The following is a 19,898-nucleotide window of genomic DNA, read 5'->3' on the forward strand; positions in this document are numbered from 1 at the left end:
GGGAATTCTATAGATATTAATTCTCTAAGGTACAACAATTTTATGGAACCGATATCACAATCTGTTAATCTCCCCCAACCCAGACACGCAGGAGAGGATCATACAACTACAGGACAATCGAGTAATATGACGGTAATTTCCCAACCCCTAACCCCATCTGATCTACTATCGGGATTATTTTTATTAACGGAAAATGACGATAGTGTTGAAATTGCACCGGGGGTCTTAGGGGTTAATCCTGTCGCTATCTCCAAATATCCTAACGGTTTAGCTGCTTTGGGTGGAAATGATTCTGTTCGAGGGTCTATCGACTCAGAACGCATAGTCGGAAATCAAGGTCAAGATACCCTCGATGGCCAAGGGGGAGATGATACCCTGCGGGGAGGTCAGGATTTTGATATCCTGTATGGCGGTGCGGGTAATGATTGGCTTAACGGTAATTTAGGCGATGATTATCTCTATGGAAATGAAGGGAATGATTTTCTGCGAGGCGGTCAAGGAAACGATGCGTTAGTTGGAGAAGCGGGAAATGATACCCTAGTGGGTGATCTGGGGGTTGACCGTCTCTGGGGAGGTGACGGAAAAGATGTATTTGTTTTACGAAAAGAGACCGCAACTTCCCCGGCTGAAGACTGTGGTTGCAGTGGGATTGAAAATCTGGACACGATTACTTCTGACTTTATTCTCGATTACAATGCAGCCCAAGGCGATGTAATTGGGTTAACCGCAGGGTTAACGGTTAATGATATTGTCTTAACCCAACAAACGCTAACCTATGGAGATCTGCGAGATTATCAGAGTAGTGGCCCCTTCCCTCCGGGTGACATCAGAACCCTGGATTTTCAAATTGAGACGGCATCTGTAACGGTGATTACAATAGCCAATACGGGAAATATTTTAGGGTTAGTTAAAGGGGTTGCACCTACACAACTTCAGTTTGTCTCCGTTGACAATAATATTCTCGGACAAGGATAAATAACGATTTCAAATTCTGGTTTCCACTAATTCCAGCAAAAACTTCTAAAATTGAAAGCGATTGTCTAATCCACCTCTAAAATTATTCATCTCAATGTTGAGTTCTTTTTATTTACGTTGTTTCCAGCCTCTAATTGTGTTAGTGCTAGGTGCTGGTTTTTTCATTCCTGCTTATCCAGCGTTATCGTTAACGAATGAGGAAGCACAAGCCTTTAGTAGCGAATACATGAAAGGCTGTTTGCAAGGAATTAATCAATCGGGTCTTGATCCGACAAAAGGTGAACAGTATTGTCGTTGTACCCTGACAAATTTGCTCCAGCTTCCCGATGAAAAATTGAAGTCTTTAGCAGTTTTAACAGAAGAACAAATTATGCAAGATTCAGCGATTCAGGGTGCTATTACAAGTTGTCTGGCTAACTATACCCAACCCAATCAATAGTTCATTGAACTTGAACAGGGAACAGCAAACTCATTTCCTATTCCTAATTAAACTGTTCCCTGTTCCCTGCGAAGCACTGAGCCTGTCGAAGTGTTCCCTGTTCCCTACATTTAAAGAATTTGAGACAGAAATTTTTGAGTCCGTTCTTCTTGAGGATTATTAAAAAATTCTTCTGGGGTTCCTTCTTCTACTAATATTCCATCGGCCATTAATACAATTCGATCCGCTACTTCTCTTGCAAATCCGACTTCATGGGTGACACAAACCATCGTCATCCCGGAGTCAGCTAAGGTTCGCATCACGTCTAAAACTTCTCGTACCATTTCCGGGTCTAAAGCAGAAGTAGGTTCATCAAATAACATAATTTTAGGTTGCATTGCTAATGCTCTAGCGATCGCAACTCGTTGTTGTTGACCCCCAGATAATTGACCGGGATATTTTTTGGCTTGTTCTAAAATTCCCACCCGTTCTAATAATTGTAATGCCACTGCTTCCGCTTTTGCTTGTGGCCAACGCCGTACCCAGATGGGAGCTAACGTCACATTTTGTAAAATACTTAAATGGGGAAATAAATTAAACTGTTGAAATACCATTCCCACTTCTTTACGAATTTCTTCAATATTTTTCAAATCATGGGATAAATTAATTCCATCAATAACAATACTACCCTGTTGAAATTCTTCTAACGCATTAAAAGTGCGAATAAAAGTCGATTTTCCCGAACCCGATGGCCCCATAATCACCACAACTTCCCCCCGTCTGACGGAAAGGCTAACTCCCCTGAGAACATGGAAATTATTGCTATACCACTTATGCACATCGGTCGCCAGAATGGCATAATCTTCTGCTGTCGCTTGAACTGAGTTGGTAGTGGGTTGTGTTTGTGTCATGGCTTTAATTTGGGGTTAGTGGTCAGGCAATTAAGTTTGTCATCTATTGTACGCTCTCTATAGCCTTCCCATCCTGGGGACAGTTTTTAGGAGTCTAAGTCTCATATCAAATCCCAGGGAAGGAAGATGGAGATAATTTTAAATCCAGTTCGGGTCTAAATCTAACATAAAGGGAAACAGCAAAGTAAGTTCTGATATTCCCTACTCGTTAGGGAAATTAATTGAATAGAAACTAATAATTCCTGATAAGATAATAATTTAACAAATTACATTCCCTACTCACTCTAAAGAGACGAGGCTTTCAGCCTTCCCACGTTTTTCTGGTGAGCAAACCAGCCAAGCACTTAGGCTAACAAATCGTCGCTTAATTATTCAATAACCGTTGCAAGCAAATGAAACAAATTTTTACTTATATCAGCCAATCCAATTTATGGCAAAGTTCAGAATCAAAGTCTGGCAGAGGATCTGAAATAGATTAGACATCTCCGAAAATCTCCAAATGCCCTCTATCGCTACTTTTGGAATCTCTAGCACTCCTGTGCCGGCTTCTCCAAAAGTAACGGATTCATAGGCTTTTTCAGTCACATTAATAATAACTAATGAATTTTATCTCTGATATACAATTATTTCTCAAAAGAATTCTGGGCAATTCTTAGATGGTAATACAATCGCTCCTATTCGCCATCTTATTAATCCACATACTGTCAAGATTACTGCTTCATAATTTTGCCTCTTTAACCGAAATCTTTCTGAAGCAACTCGATAAATTTTTATCAGTCTTATTAAATGTTCAACTACAATCCTTTGTTGGGCTTTTAACCGATTTTCTTCTCGCTTTTCCGCCGACATCTCTTGATTCCTCGGTTTCTTATACGGTGTATTAATTGCTGTTTCTCCTACATAAGCTTTATCCCCTCTGTATTTTTGATTATTCCCCAATTCCTGGCTTCTTTCTCTCCACAATTTCAGATCACTTGTTGCTCCGGTATAACCCACAGCTACATCCACTATTTCTTTTCCATTTGGCATGACAATGACTTGATTTTTAAAGGTATGTGTCTTTTTCTTTCCTGAGTAATATTTTTTCTGCTCTTCATTGTCTGTTGGTCTTTCCCTGGGCTGTTCATAGCTATCTACTACTAACTCAAATTCCACCAGAATTTTTTCTACCCACTCCCAATCACTCTCGTTTTTTTTTACTTGCTCTAGCAAACTCGCTGGTAGTAATTCTCTCAAGATTTTTATCCAGTTATGGAAAATATCATTCGCTGTTGATTCACTGACTTCAAACTGTAACCCTAACATTTGAAATGTCGGCATTTGATGCAGATAAATTAGAGTCAGTAAGATTTGTTCCTCCACAGATAATTTCTGCCGACGACCCCCACCTGCTTTAATCAACCTGATTTTAGTTTTTTCTTTTTCCTGTCGTTTTTCTTCTTCTAATAACTCCGCAGCTTGAATGAGTTCTATCATCTGTTCATATTCCATCCCTAATAGCCTTTTTGCTTGCTGGGGATTCTTGTCCAGATAGTCTCTTAATTTACTCATCTCTAATCCGGGGTAAAATTTAATTTTATCATCTTTTTACCCCTCCTTTTTTCTATTTTGGAGATGTCTATTGTACAACTTCAATTAGATCTGCATTGCCAGATTTATTTAAGGCATTGAAGGTTACATCTATTCTGGATGCTCCCTGCGGTGACTTTAACTGGATGCGCCGTGTTCAACTTGATAAAATCAACTACTTGGGTATTGATATAGTTTCAGATATTATTCAACACAATCAAGAAAAATACAGCACAGATACCATTGAGTTCAAGCCGGGAGATATTACGAAAGACGATTTGCCAAAAGTAGATCTAATTATTTGTCGCGATTGCATGGTACATTTGCCATTGCTGTATGGGTGTTCAGCCTTAAAGCAATTTCAACGCAGTGGATCTACTTATCTTTTATCAACAACCTACCCGAAAGTGAAGGTCAACATTGATGTAGCAGCTGGCTCCTGGCGACCGCTCAATCTTTGTTTACCACCCTATAACTGTGGAACTCCTCTGAGTATCATTAGCGATCCCAGTGATGATACAGGAGAACATTCTGATAAATCCATTGGTTTATGGGAATTGAATGCTATTGAGCCTCGCGAAAGTTTAAGTTTGTTTTCTCCTCAAGTGCTGCTAACGACCTGGATACGCCAAGTGCTTTCCCCATCCTGGAAGTTGTAATATTACAATCTTCGGTGAGCGCCAACAGGAACAAGAGTTGATCATGCAACCTAGTACAATCACTTCACACTAACTGATTTTTAAATGCGGTGTAACACAGAGAGGCGTTGACTGGTAAGAATAAGAGTGAGTATAGGGTTTGAATAATTTTCCTCTGTACCCCTTCTCTTTGCCACTCTCTCTTTATCGATGCTCCGTATTCAACTCTTTTTCTAATTTTTGACTTGCAACAGACATCGCATAACAAAAAACCCAGTAAAGAATTCCAATAAATAGGTAAACTTCTAAGTAGCGTCCGAGAAACTTGGGATTTGCTAAAATAGATCGACTCATTCCCAATAATTCCACTAATCCCACAATTGACAATAACGTTGTATCTTGGAATAAACTAATAAACTGTCCCACAATCGAAGGAATAGAAACTTTTAAGGCTTGGGGTAAGATAATTAAACTAACCGTTAAGGGTGTATTTAATCCTAATGCTTTAGCCGCTTCTGTTTGACCTCTGGGAATGGCTTGTAACCCGCCTCGGATGTTTTCAGCTAAATAAGCTGAACTAAACATTGTTAATCCAATAATAGCGCGTAAAATGCGGTCGGGTCGTGAGCCTTCGGGGAGGAATAATGGAAGTAAAACTTGTCCCATAAATAAAATTGTAATTAAGGGTAATCCCCGAATAATTTCAATATAAATAGTTGATAAGATACGAATAATCGGTAAACTACTTTGTCGCCCTAATGCTAATAATATACCAATAGGAAAAGATAGTAAAATACTAACAATTGACATCAATAAGGTTAACATCAGCCCTCCCCACAGGTTGGTTTGGACGACTTTTAATCCGAGCCCACCTCCAATAAACCAAATACAAATTATTAATAATAAAAACCACGAAAAAGGCAACCACTTGCCTAACTTTGGGTAAGTATTTCCTATGATTTTACCGCCCCAAGCTCCTGCTACTAATAATAATAGCATTCCTATCAGGAGGAAACGGAAAATAATGGGAACTGGAGTAATAACTGCCAGAATTCCAACAAATCCCAAAATAACCAAGATATTTTTACTAAATAAAAGTCTTGAATTTCGGGCTAAAAATCCCCAGGTAATACCCGAAAGAACAGAAATTATCCCTAACATTACCCATAAACGCCAATATTGATCACCGGGAAATCTTCCCACAAAAAACAAAGGCAAATTCGCAGGAATTACACTCCATTTAGCCAGGGTAAATGCCCATGAAATAAACCTTGTTAACATGAACAATAATAAGGCACTAATTCCCAAGGTAATCAGGGTATTATACCAAGTATTAAATAGATTCTTTTGTAACCATTCCTTTGCGCTTAATACGGCGATCTGAGGCGGTTGCTGAGATGATGGTGTTGATGGTACAGAAGTCATGGTTAAGAATAGATGTTAATGGTTGACAGTTGAAACCTTAATTTATCTTTCTCGTAATTGAACACTGCGGTTTAATTGATTCATTCCCAAAGAAATAAATAGATTAATGGTGAGATAAGTTGCCATAATAATTAACATGACTTCAATCGCCCTTCCGGTCTGATTAAAGGTAGTATTGGCAACATTATAGACATCCGCATAAGCAACGGCGACCGCTAAACTAGAGTTTTTTGCTAAGTTTAAATACTGACTATTTAACGGTGGAATAATTACCCGTAACGCTTGAGGAAATACGACTAACTGCATGACTAAACCTGATTTTAACCCTAAAGATCGGGCGGCTTCCCATTGACCTTTAGGAACAGATTGAATTCCCGCCCGCACAATTTCAGCAATATAAGCGGCTGTATACACGACCAAACTTACTAGAAGTGTTGTAAATTCAATGGTGAGTCTTAATCCTCCTTCAATCGTATTGGTGGTAGGATTAAACATTGGAAGTTGCCAATTTAATCCGACTGTTAATGTTAATAAGGCAATGATTCCAATGATTCCCAAAGTAATCAATTGAGGTTGTCCAGATTCTCCTCTTTCTACCATCACCTTGGTTCTTCTTTTGGACACAATGAAAGCAGCGATCGCACAAATCACTAAAATTCCTAACCCAATTATCCCTTGAATTCCTGACGGCCAAGGGATAAAAATTCCTTGTTTAGACAAATAAATTGAATTTAAAATGTTTAAACTTTCTTTAATCAGTGGAAATTGGACAAAAATTCCATACCAAAATACTAGCTGTAATAAAAGGGGAGTATTGCGGACAATTTCAACATAAATTAATGATAACTGACGCAATAGCCAATTATCAGAAAAACGGGCAACACCAACAGCAATTCCCAATAATGTTGTGAGGATAATTCCAAAAAACATCACCCGCAGAGAATTCAATAATCCCGCGAATAAAACGCGACTATAGGGATCAGTGGGAGTATAGGGAATTAAACTATCGAGAATATTAAATCCTGCCGATGTATTTAAAAAATCAAAGCCAAAATTGTTTCCTGTTTGTCTAAGATTTCGAGTTAGATTTCCGCCTAAAAGAGCGAATAGGCTAACTACAATCACAATCACTAAAATTTGTAAGGCAATGCGCCAAAATCGGTCATCTCGCCAAAGGGGGATTTTCTGATCTCTGTTGGTTGTCATATCAGTTATCAGTTATCAGTTATCAGTTATCAGTTATCAGTTATCAGTTATCAGTTATCAGTAAACTATTCCCTATTCCCTGTTCCCTGTTCCCTGATAACTGATTTTAACGGAAAGGCGGAGAATACATTAAACCGCCATTTGTCCACAGGGCATTTTGTCCACGGGGAAGCTTAAATTGTGAACCTTCACCGAGGTTGCGTTCATACACTTCACCATAATTCCCAACGGCTTTAATCGCATTAGCCGCAAAATCATTACTTAATCCCATCCCTTTTCCCAGGTCGCCTTCTGTTCCCAAGAATCGTTTAATATTAGGATTATCACTGGTTTTAAGTTGATCAACATTGGCTTGCTTCACCCCTAATTCTTCCGCTTCAAATAACGCAAAGGTTGTCCATTTAACGACATCAAACCAAGTAGAATCATTATTGACTGTTACAGGGCCAAGAGGTTCTTTCGACATCGTAACATCCAGCAGAATATGCTCATTGGGATTAGGGAGGGTACTGCGACGAGCGACCAGTTGAGATTTGTCAGACGTCATTCCTTGACAACGACCTTCAGCATAAGCAGCATAAGCGGGATCAGCTTGTTGAAAGGTAACGGTTTCAAACTGGATACCCCGTTGACGCATCGCATCGGTTAAATTCAGTTCCGTTGTGGTTCCTGCTTCTACACAAACCGCTTTTCCTTGAAAATCTTCTAATTTGGTAATCCCACTATCTTGACGAACCATCATCCCCTGACCATCGTAAAAGGTTGTCGGGGCAAATTCCAAGCCAACGGAGGTATCCCGGCTAATCGTCCAGGTGGTATTGCGAGAGAGCATATCCACTTCTCCCGCTTTTAACGCTTCAAATCGTTCTGTAGAATCCAAATTGCGAAATTCCACAGCATTAGGATCACCCAAAACAGCCGCAGCTACGGCTTTACACACATCCACATCTAAGCCGGAATATTGGCCACTTTCATTCACAAAGCTAAATCCGGGGATTTTACCATCAACACCACAGATCAGCTTTCCACGTTGCTTGACAATATCAAGGCGACTTTGACCTGTTCCCGAATTACTAGCAGGTGTTGAGTTTCCCCCTGGTGAAGTTGTATTAGTGCTAGTAGTATTGGATGATTCACAGGCTGTTAGGGATGCCACTAACAAGAGTGTTGCTACTAGCAAAGAACCGCATTTGTGCATAGTTTTATATTGCTCGTGTATAGATTAGGTAAGTTTAGAGTTCTAAAGGTGTTGAGGTTATTAGCTCCCCAGGAGTTACCTCAAACACTTTAAGCTTACCTTAATGTGGGAATTTTCCCTGCAATTTTTTGAGCAAAATTCAATCGGGTAGCGGGTTAAGATCATCATGGTTTTCCTCCAACTCAGGGGATGACCTTAAATTTCCCCGAACCGAAAAATACACAACAAATGGATTTTAAGCTGAAGCCTCTCCAGATAAGCGTGCTTCCGCCATATCCCGAATCAAAGAAATGCGAGAGCAAATATAATCCGTTAAGAGATCAGCTTCATTTCCGTTGATAGAAGCTTCTTTATTGAACTGTTTCAGTAAACACTGGACAAGACTCGCATCATCAAGAGTAACCAGAGTGGATGCTTGGGTCTTTTCGACCAGTGACCAAAGTTGACGAAGCATTGTAGGAGTCATAAAACCTCCGATGGATGCAGTTTTGTCGGTTTTTATACAGAAAAAAACGCTGTTATTCTGCGTGAGCCAGAAAGTAGTCTTTCTCCGTCATCAGGAGGCTTAATACTTTCTTTAAATTTCAAGAATAACCGAGTTTACTCAAATTTGACGGAAAAAAACACAAGATGTCACAACAATTACAACTCTCTTAATCTAGTGAATTAAATCTTGACAAATGGTTGAATGTAGAGTTAAGATTTGAAAATTTTGTTTTCTATATCAGTATTTTTACCGGGTATCCCATCCCATTTTTACTTCGGTTGGGGTACTAAAACGGTTAAAGCTTGGGGAATAACTCGAAAATGAGCGGGTGTCCAGGTGGTAATTTCCCCATCGGTGTTAATCGGGTAGGGTTTACTGGTATAAATTTGAAAGTCTGAGCCAGACACGGTTCTGACTCCTAATTCTTCCCGATGTTTTCCTGTTCTCAGGGTTAACCACACCCAGAGAATTTGCCACCAATGTTTGATTTCTAAACTGTAAAGGTCTAAACGTTGATCATCAATCGTGGCATCATGGGCAATGGACATTCCGCCCCCATAATATTTGCCATTCCCAACGGCAATTTGTAAAGTTTTGACCCGTTGTATTTGACTATCTACTTCAATTAAAGCACGAAAAGGTCGAGCCGTTAGCGTAGCTTGAATTGCAGCCCATACATAAGCTAAGGCCCCCCAGTGCTTTTTAGATTTTTTGGTCAGTTTACGAGTAATCTTTACACTCAATCCTAAACTGGCCACATTAAAGAAGTGTTTACCATTCACCCAGCCTAAATCAATCTTTTGTTGATGTCCACAGGCAATGATTTGACACGCTTCGGTCACAGAGGCGGGAATTTTTAGAGTACGGGCTAAGTCATTGGCCGTTCCTAAAGGGACTATTGCTAGGGGTAAACCGGTTTCTACCAACCCATCCACCGCCGCATTGAGGGTTCCATCTCCCCCTCCGACAATCACAAAATCTACTTGATCTTTATATCGTTGAATGGTTGAGGTAAACTCTTGCGGATGTTCAGGCGACTCTTGAATAATATCAAAATCTAAGGCTTGAAGTTGATAAACCACTTGCGATAAATTCTTTTGGGTTTTGCGCGCATGGGGATTGATCAAAAGTAAAGCCGTTTTCGGATGGGCAGGTTGGGGAAAATTTGCCATAACAGTTATCAGTTATCAGTTATCAGTTATCAGTTATCAGTTTATAAGTGATTACTGCCGAAGGAACCCAAACCTAAAGATTTCTCAATCCTATTCTAATAGTTTTCTCGATTTGACTAAAAGCTGTCAATTGATAACTGATCACTGATCAGTTATCACTGATTAAGCGACTTCTGTGGGAATACCAACCCGTTTGCGTAGAGATTCAGCCCGACGTTTTGCGGTTTGATTATTGGGATCAATTTTTAGGGTTTGCTCATAAGCTTCTAAGGCTTGGCTGGTTAGTTTTTTCTTCTCATAAGCATAACCCAAATTATTAGAAGCAGTGGGATAAATGGGATTTAATTTTAAGGCTTCTTTATATTGGCGAATGGCAATATCATATTGTTCTTTAGCTAGATGAGCATATCCTAAAGCATTATAAATCATGGCTAAATTTTGGGGATCTTCCTCTTCCCCAGCTTTTAAGGCTTTTTGTAATTGGGTTACGGCTTGGGAATAGAGCTTTTTATCGTTATAAATACTTCCTAATTGATAGTATTCTTGTGCAGTTCCCGGTTCTTTTGCTAATTTAGTTTGCAGATCAAAGAGGGTGATTTCTGTACGACGAGTTTTCAGAATTTGACGAATCAGGAAAACAATGGCCCCGGAAAGTAACACCACTAAAAGTAATAGATAGGCAATGGGAAGATTAGTATCCATGATTGAAACTGTAAAATTTTAATTAGCTTGAAACACAAAGGAGAAGGATCAAATGCAATCGATCCTTCACCTTAGCCGATAATTGGCAATCTGTCTATTTCGTTTATAGCAGGGAACAGGGAACAGGGAACAGGGAACAGAAAGGAAAAGAGGGATATAAGTTTAGGTTTTAGCATCAGTCTATGTCCTAACACCCCCGGCGCAACTGCTATGACAGTCTGTTTTAATTTATTAAAACTACTTTGCTCCGCTTTTGGCCAGATCAACCACTTTCCCAAAGGTTTCAGGATCTAAAACGGCGAGTTGGGCTAACATTTTGCGATTGATTAAGATATTGGCTTTTTTCATATTGCCAACTAACTGACTATAGCTGATACCGTTAATTCGAGCCGCTGCATTAATCCGAGTAATCCACAACCGTCTAAAGTCCCGTTTGCGGTTCCGACGATCTCGATAGGCATTTTTCAACGCCTGCATAACTCTCTGATTCGCGGTGCGGAAGTTGGTAGACTGACACCCCCGGAATCCTTTGGCAAGTTTCAGTATTTTTTGGCGGCGTTTGCGAGCAACATTACCGCGTTTAACTCGGGTCATTTTACGTTTCCTTTAATTAAAATTTGCTTAGAGGCTTACAAATAGGGCAGCATCAAACGCACGTTGTCTTCTTGAGTCTCACTCACTAAAGCCATATTAGACAGATGACGTTTGCGAGCAGGGCTTTTATGTTGTAATAAATGGCTTTTATAAGCCCGACGACGTACAATTTTTCCACTGCCGGTGACTCTAAAACGTCTGGCTGCGGATTTACGAGTTTTGAGTTTGGGCATGGATTCGCCTAAATTCGACACAGCCTACAATTATATCATGGGAGTTTAAATTCCCACAAGGGGAGGGAACAGGGAACAGGGAACAGGGAACAGGGAACAGGGAACAGGGAACAGGGAACAGGGAATTACGAATTACGAATTACGAATTACGAATTACGAACAGGAATTTCACGGCCCTGGGGTCTAATCAGGAACAGCTATACTAGGATTCTGGGTTGACTCTCAGATGCTGGACTTCAACAACGGTATGAACATTACCGCGCGGGTTAAAATCTCCTTTAATTCTGACTTCTAGGGGGTCAGCAGCAGTTACAAAGTCATCTAAAATTTGATTAATCGATTCTTCGTGGGAAATATAGCGATCTCGGTAACTATTGATATACAGTTTAATGGATTTTAATTCCACAACTCGTTCGTTAGGAACATAAGTTAAATAAATCGTGGCAAAATCGGGATAACCGGAAAACGGACATTTGCAGGTAAATTCGGGTAAGGTAATTTGAACCTCATAGCGACGGCCAATTCTGGGATTTGGGAAGGTAATCAATTGTCCTTCGGCAATTTCCCGTTCACCATACTTTAATGCTTCTGGACTTGTGGCGGGAGATTCTGGAGTTTCAGTGTAAGAGTGGCTCATGGAATTGAGATTCAACAGGGACTCTTTAAAGTTTAGTGAATAGAACGGAAGTTTTTCTGAAATTTCTTAAAGAAATTGGTTCAAAGCGTTCTAATGACAGGTATCCTGAAACATAACAAACTAACCTGACCCACCAGGTTAATTTTATCAGTTCCCAATTGATGTTCACCCTTGATCACCCGCCCTATGCAAAATGCTGACACCTCCAGCCCTACTCCGTCAGTGGCATCGAGTAACTACTCTCCATCTATTCCGATTTCTATCTATCGAGAAGTCACGGCTGAGTTACAAACGGTTCAATCTCAATTAGAAGCCCTCAAAACCCAAAATCACCAGTTAACACAACAAAATCACCAGCTTCGTCAAGAACTGGAAAACGTGGTTCAAGCCGCAATTCAGTTGCACCAAGCGATTAATAAAGCTCAAAATGTAGGTCAAGGAAAAAAATCTTCCTTTACACCCCCAGGATCTCATTCTTTCAATTTGGATGTTTCATCCCCAGTGAGTAGTTCTGGGACGGCTGCGACTTCTCCGTTTCTCGACATCGCCCCTGGCGTTACCTCCCAACCCCAAGCTCCTGAACCGAATTTTCCCTTTCCCCAGCCTCCTCAACAACAACCTTTAATACCAGAAGTCGCAGAACCCTTTTTTACAGAACAACCGGAAGCTCGGTTACGCCCCCTGTCTAAATCTCAGCGTTCTGAACTGAGTGGATTTTGGTTAATTGTGTCGATTGTGGTGATTGTTGTCGTTGCTTTTGGTGCTGGGTATTGGATTGTTCGTCCTTTGTTAAACCAACAGCGTTAGATTGCTCAGGAATTGCTGCTCAAAGATGATTTTGTGAATTATTGACACTCTCGTTTCTGCGGACAGAATTAGTTTAATCTAATTTGTAGGCTTTCTCGGTTTCAATAAATCTAATCTCGTTTGACACACTCCCCCAGCCCCTCGACCCCATGAAGAGGGGAGAATTTTTGTTACTCTTAAATAAGAAGTTAGATTTAAAAATATTAATTACTCCCCCTTCCCTGCAAGGGAAGGGGTCTGGGGGATTAGGTCATAGAAATTTTCAGAGAAAATGAAACAGCCCTGGGGCTTCTAATATGTTATCGTGTCCCGGTTTGAGATGTCGGGTTAACGGTCAACTCTCAACAACCTTGTCGCTCCCGCAAGGATTCATTAAACTGTATAAAGTCTAATAATTTATTGATTTTACTAATCCTAATCCCTTTCCATTTGTTCAAAAAGGAGAAAAAACTGTGTCTGTTGAGACCGTACAAAAGAGTGAGACTGTTCGTAAACTTGCACCCCGTTATCGGGTTTTGCTGCATAATGATGATTTTAATTCGATGGAGTATGTTGTTCAGGTGTTGATGAAAACGGTTCCGAGTTTGACTCAACCCCAGGCGGTGAGTATTATGATGGAAGCCCATACCAATGGCCTAGCGTTGGTGATTACTTGTGCTCAAGAACACGCAGAATTTTATTGCGAAACCTTAAAAACTCATGGACTCATCAGCACGATTGAACCCGATGAATAAACTTCCTCAATGATAGGACAATAGGTTTGAAATACCATCTTGAATTTTTAAGAAATTATCCTGCTTTTCTGAGAATTATTATTTTTCTCCTAATGTTGGTGTTGCTTTGGCTCCCCTTGGCAGCACCTTTTTATTTATGGGTGAGCGATCGCAATTTTGTTAGTATTATTACATTAATTTTTCTCTATGTCGAGTTTCTGATTTTAATTCACTTTTGGGTCAAAGCAATTTATCAAGAATCTCACCCCTTAACTCGTTATGGGTTAGTCTTTAATTCTAAAAATTATCAAAATTATTTTAAAGGATTAGGATTAGGATTAATCAGTTTAATAGGATTATTTTTCATAGAATCCCTATTCGGTTGGGTACAATGGCAATCTCCAAACCCTAATTTTTTTAGAATTAGTTTAGAAGGGTTTTTAGTCGCTTTTGGAGTGGGGTTTGCAGAGGAATTATTTTTTAGAGGATGGTTACTGGATGAATTAAACCGAGATTATTCACCGAAAATAGCATTAGTGATTAATAGTTTAATCTTTGCAAGTTTACATTTTATTAAACCGTTATCCGAAATTCAAAGAACAGCCTTACAATTTCCAGGGTTAGTGTTATTAGGCTCAATCTTAGTTATCTCTAAACTAGCTTGGTTTCCGGCTTCTTCACCTCGTTTAAAGTTAAGTCCGTCTGGTTGGTTGGGTTTACCGATGGGGTTGCATGGGGGGTTAGTTTGGGGTTATTATATGATTAATGTGGGGAAACTGATTGATTATTCTGACACAGTTTCTGAGGCGATTACCGGAATTGATCAAAATCCGTTAGCTGGGTTAATGGGGTTGTTTTGTTTGGGTGCGATCGCAATTTTTATCTGGAAAAAATCCTTATTTCGGAAATTGCCTCAATCCTCGGAATTTAAACCTTAATTTATTGGGGATTTATTCACTATGAAACCTTATTATTTTCTGGATTTTTATCTGCATAATGGGGATAATCATCAATTTATTTAATGTTTCTATATTTTAAAATTTAACACTATTAGTGAAAGGAAATGTGAAGTTTATTTTTGGGATTCAATATTTAGTTTTAGCTTTAACTTATCTAGGATTAGCATTAGGAATAATCCCTGGTCTTCGGATGAACCGAGCGACAATTTCTTTAGTTGGTTCAGCTTTTTTAGTTACTTTAGGTATTTTAACTTTAGAAGAAGCTTGGCAAGCCATTGATGCCAATACGATTATCTTTTTATTAAGTATGATGGTCGTTAATGCTAATTTAGCTTATTCCGGTTTTTTCCAATTATTTCTCAATCGTTTAATTCGGATTACTCATACTCCATTTGGATTATTAGTTGTTTTAACTTTTAGCTGTGGGTTGTTGTCTGCTTTATTTTTAAATGATACAATAGCCTTAGTATTTACCCCTTTAATTTTGAGTTTAATTCAAACTCTACGCCTGAATCCTATTCCTTATTTACTTGCTTTAGGAGCGGCGACTAATATTGGTTCTGTAGCAACAATTAACGGGAATCCTCAGAATATTTTAATCGGTTCTTTTTCCCAAATTCCCTTTTTAGAATTTGCCCAAGTCTTAACTCCCGTTGCGATTTTGGGGTTAATGGTACAAATTGCCTTATTGTGGTTATTTTATCCTGATGTTCGTTCCTTAAAACCGCTTGTGATTCCTCCCCGAATTCGGGTGAAAATGGTTAGACCTTTATTAATCAAAACCGTTGTGATTACCAGTGGATTATTTGTTGCTTTTATAGCGGGATATCCATTAGGAATTTCGGCATTAACGGCCGCTGCTTTATTATTGATGACTCGTCGCATTAAACCCGAAAAAATCTTAAAACAAGTGGATTGGGATTTATTAGTGATGTTTTCGGGTTTATTTATTCTCACCGCCGCCACCGAACGCTTAAATCTGCTACAAATTTTTACACCCTTTGCGGAAACTACCGCCGGACTGTTAGGAGTAACCGTAATTCTTTCTAATTTAATTTCTAATGTTCCGGCGGTGTTAATGATGCAGCCTTTAATTAACCCCCAGGATACGAAATCTTGGTTAATGTTAGCAGCAGCATCTACCTTAGCCGGAAATCTAACATTATTTGGTTCCGTTGCGAATTTAATTATAGTAGAATCTGCTGCTAAATTGCGTTATAAAATTACATTTATAGACCATTTAAAGTTTGGTGTTCCTGTTACTTTAATAACGCTTTTAATCGCCTATTTTTGGATTGAATTAACAGTAGCTTTGTAGGCTTATTCCGCATCAAAATAGGGCTAAAGAGTTAATAAATTCGACCATTTGGCAGGGTTGCACCGCATAAAATGGTATCTTGTAAATCAGCCCCATTGAGTTTAGCATTTCGCAAACTTGCACCTGTTAAATTTGCCCCTTTTAAACAAGTCCCATCTAAATTAGCCCCCCACAAATAAGGAATGAAAAATCAATAAATGGATTAATGAGTGAGTTGAGGTACGGCTCGATAGTTCCATTTGGGTAAATATTCATCAAAAACAATTTTCAGAGTTTTTTTGAAATGATCAGTTACCTTCCGACCCGTTTGATAGACCTGATCAACGACATTAACAACGACAGATAGCCCTGTATTAGTACGAGTTTTTTCCATGAGAGTTTTGACCAAACCAAGACTGGTAAAAATCACTCCTTGACAAGCTCGAGTTAGATGAGGAAAAAGTCGATGTTCAATGGGATTATATTTAGATGTATAGGGAGGGTAATGAGCAATTCTGATCTCAATTCCAATTTCATCCACTAACTTTTGTAAATCTTGTTTAAAAATATAATGATTAGCATTATTACTGCCACCCCCATCACACTTAGCTAAAATCGAATTGGCATGAGGATAGAGAGCTTTTCCATAATGATTCCACCAATGTTTAAGAGCATTACAAGCAAATTCACTGGTATCTTTACTGTTACCTAATGTTACATATCCTCGGTTTTTTTGAGTATCGTAAATGCCATGGGGAATGACTTTTCCATGACCTAAGCTCCAAAAATCATGATCCCAAGTAGTAACAGGCTCAGTTGTATACAGAGTACCTGGACGATATAAATTCCCTAAAACTTCTTTCTTTTTAGTGTCAAAACTAATAATAGGATTACCGGCTTCTCTATACAGGGTATCGAGTCTAGCAATATTTTCAAATTGAGCATTTCGGTCTTTATTAATTCCTGTAGTTTGCTTTTTTTGTGCTTTTCGCTTGACATACCCATGCTTTTTTAAGAGTTTCTTTACGGTGGGAGGACTGATATTAAATCCGGCTTCCTTAAGTCCCAAAGCAATTTCTTTGTGGGTTAAATTAGTCCATTTAATTGACTCGTTCATAGGATCTCCGGCTGTGCGGGACTTTAACACTTCTAAAAAGGCTTCATCTATTCCAATTTGGGTGGAAAAAATACTTTTTCTTCCTCCTCCTTTTTTTCTAATTCTTACATCATTAATAGTCTGTTCATCCAGTTCTTTTAACTCTTTTATTCCTCGGACGATTGTGTTTCGAGTACAACCCAACAGTTTGATGATATAACTAATTCCTCCCCATCCCAGTTTTTGAGCCTCTATCGCTGCATATCTTCTTTTATCCTTTTCTGATAAAGAGTTATAAAACTTTTTCATTTCTTCCTCAATTGAACTAGAATAAAACATAGGTTTTAAGTTAAGTTGTGTAGTTTAATCGAAAAATCCGTTGCCCGGTTCTCTCAATTTTTGTAAAATCTGCCATCAGTGCCTATACTTCATTATACCTGAAGCCCATCAAGTTATTACTTTTTCATTCCTAAGTTAGCACCCGCCAATTTTGCGCCACTCATTTTAGCGTCATTCAGGTCTAACCCACTAAAATCAACGCCTTCTAATTGCAAGCCATTCAGAAACGCGCCATTGAGTTTAACACCATTGAGTTGCGCTCCTTTTAAATTTGCCCCACTTAATCTAGCACCACTTAAATTTGTCCAGTTTAAATTGGCTCTTTCTAAATTGGCAGACCGCAGGTTAATTCCGTTGAGATTTGCCCCACATAAATTGACCCCAGTTAAATTCGCCCGAAATAAATTAACCGATAATAGGATAGCTCCACTCAGTTTCGCATTCGTTAAATCGACTCCATTTAATTGCGCTCCTTGTAAGTTAGCTTTGGTTAAATCAGCTTCAATTAAATAGCTGCCTTTTAATTTAGAAAAACTTAAATTTGTTCCATATAAAAACGCTCCATTTAAGTTAACATCCATTAAAAAACAACGTTCTAAATAAGCTCTCGCCAGAGAAGCATCTTTTAAACGTGAAGTTGAGAAATTAGCTTGATTGAGGGTAACTCCAATTAAATTTTCCGCCGTTAAATCTAACCCTCTGAAATCTCGTTCTCCCCGAAGATAGCGTTCAACAATTTCATTGCTTTTCATAGTGATAGCCTCTAACTTCATAATACCTAATATTTTCTTTTTAAAAGTTAGTTACTTTTGAAAAGAATCAAGACTATTGAGACGATTTCAACTTGAGTTGTGAGCAATTCGATGAAGATCACCCTTAAAAATTATTCTGTAAACGGACTCGTTTTTTTCAACACAACTGTTATTTTCAATCTAGTATTTAGTATACAACAATACTTTTGGAATTTTATTTTTATAAATTTTTGTAAATTTTTTGACGAGATGCAGCGATTTGAGAGTAATTCTGTTTTTAGGATAGGGACAAGAATACCTCGCCCCAAATCCCATTTCTACCTATCAAGCTCTAACGGTCAACGGAACCCATGATAATATCGATACTACCGAGAATGGCTACTAAGTCAGCCACTTTTTCTCCGCGAACTAATTCCGAGAGAATGGGTAAATTACAGAAATCCGCCGCCCGAATTTTGAACCGCCAGGGAAACACATTATCATCCCCAATGATATAAATGCCGAGTTCCCCTTTTCCACTTTCAATCCGTACATAATGTTCCCCTTTGGGGATTTTGAAGGTTGGGGCAATTTTCTTACCAATAAATTGATAATCAAAGCCATTCCATTCGGATTTTGGCCCCTCCATCATCCGTTTTGCTTCTAAATTCTCGTAGGAGCCACCAGGGAGAGCCTCTAAGGCTTGATACAGGATTTTCACTGATTCCCGCATTTCCCGAATCCGAACGATATAACGAGCGAAACAATCTCCCCCCGTGTCCCACTGGACATCCCAGTCTAACTCGTCATAACATTCATAATGGTCAACTTTGCGTAAATCCCACTTCACCCCAGAGGCGCGTAACATTGGGCCAGATAACCCCCAGTTAATCGCCTGTTCACGGGTAATGGTTCCTAACCCTTCAATTCGACGTCGGAAAATCGGGTTATTGGTAATTAAGCGTTCATATTCATCAATTTTGGGGGCGAAATAATCGCAGAAATCTCGACATTTATCCACCCAACCATAGGGTAAATCTGCCGCTACCCCCCCAATGCGGAAATAGTTATTATTGACCATCCGGTATCCCGTGGCGGCTTCCCAGAGGTCATAGATTAATTCCCGTTCTCGGAAAATATAGAAGAATGGGGTTTGGGCTCCGACGTCAGCCAAGAACGGCCCAAGCCATAACAAGTGATTAGCGATGCGGTTGAGTTCCAGCATAATCACCCGAATATATTGAGCCCGTTTGGGGACGGTGACTCCGGCTAATCGTTCTGGAGCATTAACCGTTACCGCTTCGTTGAACATTCCCGCCGCATAGTCCCAACGGCTAACATAGGGAACGTACATCACAACGGTACGATTTTCGGCGATTTTTTCCATACCGCGATGCAGATACCCAATGACGGGTTCACAGTCCACCACATCTTCCCCATCCAGGGTCACAATTAACCGCAAGACCCCGTGCATGGAGGGATGGTGTGGCCCCATGTTCAAGACCATCGGTTCTGTGCGGGTTTCTATTCTGCTCATAATCTTATCTGTGTTCCCTAACGCGGATTTATTGCTTTCTTGGGATGTTTGTTTCAATTGTTAATATTATAGGAACACTTGGATTGTCTGAGATCGCAGCTTTGGCAAAAAATAGTCACAAGCCTTTTGTCCCTACCCAGGGTTTGTACTTCCCCGGAAACTGGGTTTCTAAACAAAGATTTTGATTTTATCCCTTTAAACTAGCTGAGAAATAGGGTTTCTGAGTTTGGGGGGTTAGCGATCGCAATGTTATA

The 19,898-nt window shown here is 39.4% G+C and carries 21 protein-coding genes and 1 pseudogene; 7 read left to right on the forward strand and 15 right to left on the reverse strand.

What is annotated here, in order from left to right; all coding sequences use genetic code 11:
- Positions 1 to 42: 42 nt before the first annotated feature.
- Complete coding sequence (locus NMK36_RS20990) at positions 43 to 975, forward strand: calcium-binding protein (RefSeq protein ID WP_072718609.1); 933 nt, start codon at positions 43 to 45, stop codon at positions 973 to 975.
- Between the two features lie 94 nt (positions 976 to 1,069).
- On the forward strand, positions 1,070 to 1,414 hold the full coding sequence (locus tag NMK36_RS20995) for a hypothetical protein (RefSeq protein WP_254174538.1): 345 nt from the start codon (positions 1,070 to 1,072) through the stop codon (positions 1,412 to 1,414).
- A 110-nt stretch (positions 1,415 to 1,524) separates the two neighbouring features.
- On the opposite strand, the gene NMK36_RS21000 is transcribed toward NMK36_RS20995, so the two are convergent.
- Positions 1,525 to 2,304 (reverse strand): amino acid ABC transporter ATP-binding protein, encoded by a 780-nt coding sequence (locus NMK36_RS21000; protein ID WP_072718607.1) that lies wholly within the window; start codon positions 2,302 to 2,304, stop codon positions 1,525 to 1,527.
- 630 nt (positions 2,305 to 2,934) lie between these two features.
- Entirely contained in the window at positions 2,935 to 3,855 is a 921-nt protein-coding gene (locus NMK36_RS21005; RefSeq protein WP_072717485.1) for an IS5/IS1182 family transposase, read from the reverse strand.
- Positions 3,856 to 3,950: 95 nt separating this feature from the next.
- Between NMK36_RS21005 and NMK36_RS21010 the strand changes: the two genes are divergently transcribed.
- Entirely contained in the window at positions 3,951 to 4,532 is a 582-nt protein-coding gene (locus tag NMK36_RS21010) for a class I SAM-dependent methyltransferase (protein WP_254174539.1), read from the forward strand.
- A 183-nt stretch (positions 4,533 to 4,715) separates the two neighbouring features.
- Here the strand turns inward: NMK36_RS21010 and NMK36_RS21015 are convergent, their stop codons facing one another.
- The 9 genes from NMK36_RS21015 to queF all read right to left on the reverse strand — a co-directional run bounded on the left by NMK36_RS21015 (position 4,716) and on the right by queF (position 12,165).
- Complete coding sequence (locus NMK36_RS21015) at positions 4,716 to 5,936, reverse strand: amino acid ABC transporter permease (RefSeq protein WP_072718605.1); 1,221 nt, start codon at positions 5,934 to 5,936, stop codon at positions 4,716 to 4,718.
- A 42-nt stretch (positions 5,937 to 5,978) separates the two neighbouring features.
- Positions 5,979 to 7,142 carry an amino acid ABC transporter permease gene (locus NMK36_RS21020; RefSeq protein ID WP_254174540.1) on the reverse strand — a complete coding sequence of 388 codons (1,164 nt, stop codon included), beginning with the start codon at positions 7,140 to 7,142 and terminating at the stop codon, positions 5,979 to 5,981.
- Positions 7,143 to 7,248: 106 nt separating this feature from the next.
- A complete protein-coding gene (locus NMK36_RS21025) occupies positions 7,249 to 8,340 on the reverse strand; it encodes an amino acid ABC transporter substrate-binding protein (RefSeq protein ID WP_254174541.1) in 1,092 nt (363 codons plus the stop codon).
- Positions 8,341 to 8,575: 235 nt separating this feature from the next.
- Positions 8,576 to 8,806: a hypothetical protein gene (locus tag NMK36_RS21030; protein WP_072718602.1), complete on the reverse strand. Its 231-nt coding sequence runs from the start codon at positions 8,804 to 8,806 to the stop codon at positions 8,576 to 8,578.
- 290 nt (positions 8,807 to 9,096) lie between these two features.
- Positions 9,097 to 9,999 (reverse strand): lipid kinase, encoded by a 903-nt coding sequence (locus tag NMK36_RS21035; protein ID WP_072718601.1) that lies wholly within the window; start codon positions 9,997 to 9,999, stop codon positions 9,097 to 9,099.
- 162 nt (positions 10,000 to 10,161) lie between these two features.
- A complete protein-coding gene (locus NMK36_RS21040) occupies positions 10,162 to 10,701 on the reverse strand; it encodes a tetratricopeptide repeat protein (protein ID WP_072718600.1) in 540 nt (179 codons plus the stop codon).
- Between the two features lie 237 nt (positions 10,702 to 10,938).
- Positions 10,939 to 11,295 (reverse strand): 50S ribosomal protein L20, encoded by a 357-nt coding sequence (gene rplT / locus NMK36_RS21045; protein ID WP_072718599.1) that lies wholly within the window; start codon positions 11,293 to 11,295, stop codon positions 10,939 to 10,941.
- A gap of 35 nt (positions 11,296 to 11,330) precedes the next feature.
- Entirely contained in the window at positions 11,331 to 11,528 is a 198-nt protein-coding gene (rpmI, locus tag NMK36_RS21050) for a 50S ribosomal protein L35 (protein WP_072718598.1), read from the reverse strand.
- A 202-nt stretch (positions 11,529 to 11,730) separates the two neighbouring features.
- Entirely contained in the window at positions 11,731 to 12,165 is a 435-nt protein-coding gene (gene queF, locus NMK36_RS21055; RefSeq protein WP_072718597.1) for a preQ(1) synthase, read from the reverse strand.
- A 186-nt stretch (positions 12,166 to 12,351) separates the two neighbouring features.
- On the opposite strand from queF, the gene NMK36_RS21060 reads away from it, so the two are divergent.
- The 4 genes from NMK36_RS21060 to NMK36_RS21075 all read left to right on the forward strand — a co-directional run bounded on the left by NMK36_RS21060 (position 12,352) and on the right by NMK36_RS21075 (position 15,962).
- Positions 12,352 to 12,972, forward strand: coding sequence for a hypothetical protein (locus NMK36_RS21060; protein WP_072718596.1), 621 nt, complete (start codon positions 12,352 to 12,354; stop codon positions 12,970 to 12,972).
- A gap of 452 nt (positions 12,973 to 13,424) precedes the next feature.
- Entirely contained in the window at positions 13,425 to 13,706 is a 282-nt protein-coding gene (gene clpS, locus NMK36_RS21065) for an ATP-dependent Clp protease adapter ClpS (RefSeq protein ID WP_072718595.1), read from the forward strand.
- A gap of 92 nt (positions 13,707 to 13,798) precedes the next feature.
- Positions 13,799 to 14,623 carry a CPBP family intramembrane glutamic endopeptidase gene (locus NMK36_RS21070; RefSeq protein ID WP_254174542.1) on the forward strand — a complete coding sequence of 275 codons (825 nt, stop codon included), beginning with the start codon at positions 13,799 to 13,801 and terminating at the stop codon, positions 14,621 to 14,623.
- A gap of 127 nt (positions 14,624 to 14,750) precedes the next feature.
- Positions 14,751 to 15,962, forward strand: a complete 1,212-nt coding sequence (locus tag NMK36_RS21075; RefSeq protein ID WP_072718593.1) for an anion transporter — start codon at positions 14,751 to 14,753, stop codon at positions 15,960 to 15,962.
- 31 nt (positions 15,963 to 15,993) lie between these two features.
- Here the strand turns inward: NMK36_RS21075 and NMK36_RS21080 are convergent, their stop codons facing one another.
- The 4 genes and pseudogenes from NMK36_RS21080 to NMK36_RS21095 form a co-directional block, all read right to left on the reverse strand.
- Positions 15,994 to 16,137, reverse strand: coding sequence for a pentapeptide repeat-containing protein (locus NMK36_RS21080; RefSeq protein ID WP_254174543.1), 144 nt, complete (start codon positions 16,135 to 16,137; stop codon positions 15,994 to 15,996).
- Positions 16,138 to 16,164: 27 nt separating this feature from the next.
- The gene (locus tag NMK36_RS21085) at positions 16,165 to 17,376 is read right to left on the reverse strand and encodes an ISAzo13 family transposase (protein WP_072721577.1); all 1,212 of its coding nucleotides are present in this window, start codon (positions 17,374 to 17,376) and stop codon (positions 16,165 to 16,167) included.
- Between the two features lie 131 nt (positions 17,377 to 17,507).
- Positions 17,508 to 18,128, reverse strand: a pseudogene (locus NMK36_RS21090) (pentapeptide repeat-containing protein); the annotation flags it as partial.
- Between the two features lie 331 nt (positions 18,129 to 18,459).
- Positions 18,460 to 19,644, reverse strand: coding sequence for an NAD(P)H-quinone oxidoreductase subunit H (locus NMK36_RS21095; protein WP_072718591.1), 1,185 nt, complete (start codon positions 19,642 to 19,644; stop codon positions 18,460 to 18,462).
- Positions 19,645 to 19,898 lie beyond the last annotated feature (254 nt).

This window comes from Planktothrix pseudagardhii, assembly GCF_904830925.1.
GTDB classification, from domain to species: Bacteria; Cyanobacteriota; Cyanobacteriia; order Cyanobacteriales; family Microcoleaceae; genus Planktothrix; species Planktothrix tepida.

Coding starts and splice junctions, on each gene's coding strand:
- NMK36_RS21085 (WP_072721577.1), bottom strand. CDS start 17,376: ATGTTTTATTCTAGTTCAATTGAGGAAGAAATGAAAAAGTTTTATAAC.
- NMK36_RS21000 (WP_072718607.1), bottom strand. CDS start 2,304: ATGACACAAACACAACCCACTACCAACTCAGTTCAAGCGACAGCAGAA.
- NMK36_RS21005 (WP_072717485.1), bottom strand. CDS start 3,855: ATGAGTAAATTAAGAGACTATCTGGACAAGAATCCCCAGCAAGCAAAA.
- NMK36_RS21030 (WP_072718602.1), bottom strand. CDS start 8,806: ATGACTCCTACAATGCTTCGTCAACTTTGGTCACTGGTCGAAAAGACC.
- NMK36_RS20990 (WP_072718609.1), top strand. CDS start 43: ATGGAACCGATATCACAATCTGTTAATCTCCCCCAACCCAGACACGCA.
- NMK36_RS21015 (WP_072718605.1), bottom strand. CDS start 5,936: ATGACTTCTGTACCATCAACACCATCATCTCAGCAACCGCCTCAGATC.
- NMK36_RS21020 (WP_254174540.1), bottom strand. CDS start 7,142: ATGACAACCAACAGAGATCAGAAAATCCCCCTTTGGCGAGATGACCGA.
- rpmI (WP_072718598.1), bottom strand. CDS start 11,528: ATGCCCAAACTCAAAACTCGTAAATCCGCAGCCAGACGTTTTAGAGTC.
- NMK36_RS21095 (WP_072718591.1), bottom strand. CDS start 19,644: ATGAGCAGAATAGAAACCCGCACAGAACCGATGGTCTTGAACATGGGG.
- queF (WP_072718597.1), bottom strand. CDS start 12,165: ATGAGCCACTCTTACACTGAAACTCCAGAATCTCCCGCCACAAGTCCA.
- rplT (WP_072718599.1), bottom strand. CDS start 11,295: ATGACCCGAGTTAAACGCGGTAATGTTGCTCGCAAACGCCGCCAAAAA.
- NMK36_RS21070 (WP_254174542.1), top strand. CDS start 13,799: ATGTTGGTGTTGCTTTGGCTCCCCTTGGCAGCACCTTTTTATTTATGG.
- NMK36_RS21040 (WP_072718600.1), bottom strand. CDS start 10,701: ATGGATACTAATCTTCCCATTGCCTATCTATTACTTTTAGTGGTGTTA.
- NMK36_RS21025 (WP_254174541.1), bottom strand. CDS start 8,340: ATGCACAAATGCGGTTCTTTGCTAGTAGCAACACTCTTGTTAGTGGCA.
- NMK36_RS20995 (WP_254174538.1), top strand. CDS start 1,070: ATGTTGAGTTCTTTTTATTTACGTTGTTTCCAGCCTCTAATTGTGTTA.
- NMK36_RS21035 (WP_072718601.1), bottom strand. CDS start 9,999: ATGGCAAATTTTCCCCAACCTGCCCATCCGAAAACGGCTTTACTTTTG.
- NMK36_RS21060 (WP_072718596.1), top strand. CDS start 12,352: ATGCAAAATGCTGACACCTCCAGCCCTACTCCGTCAGTGGCATCGAGT.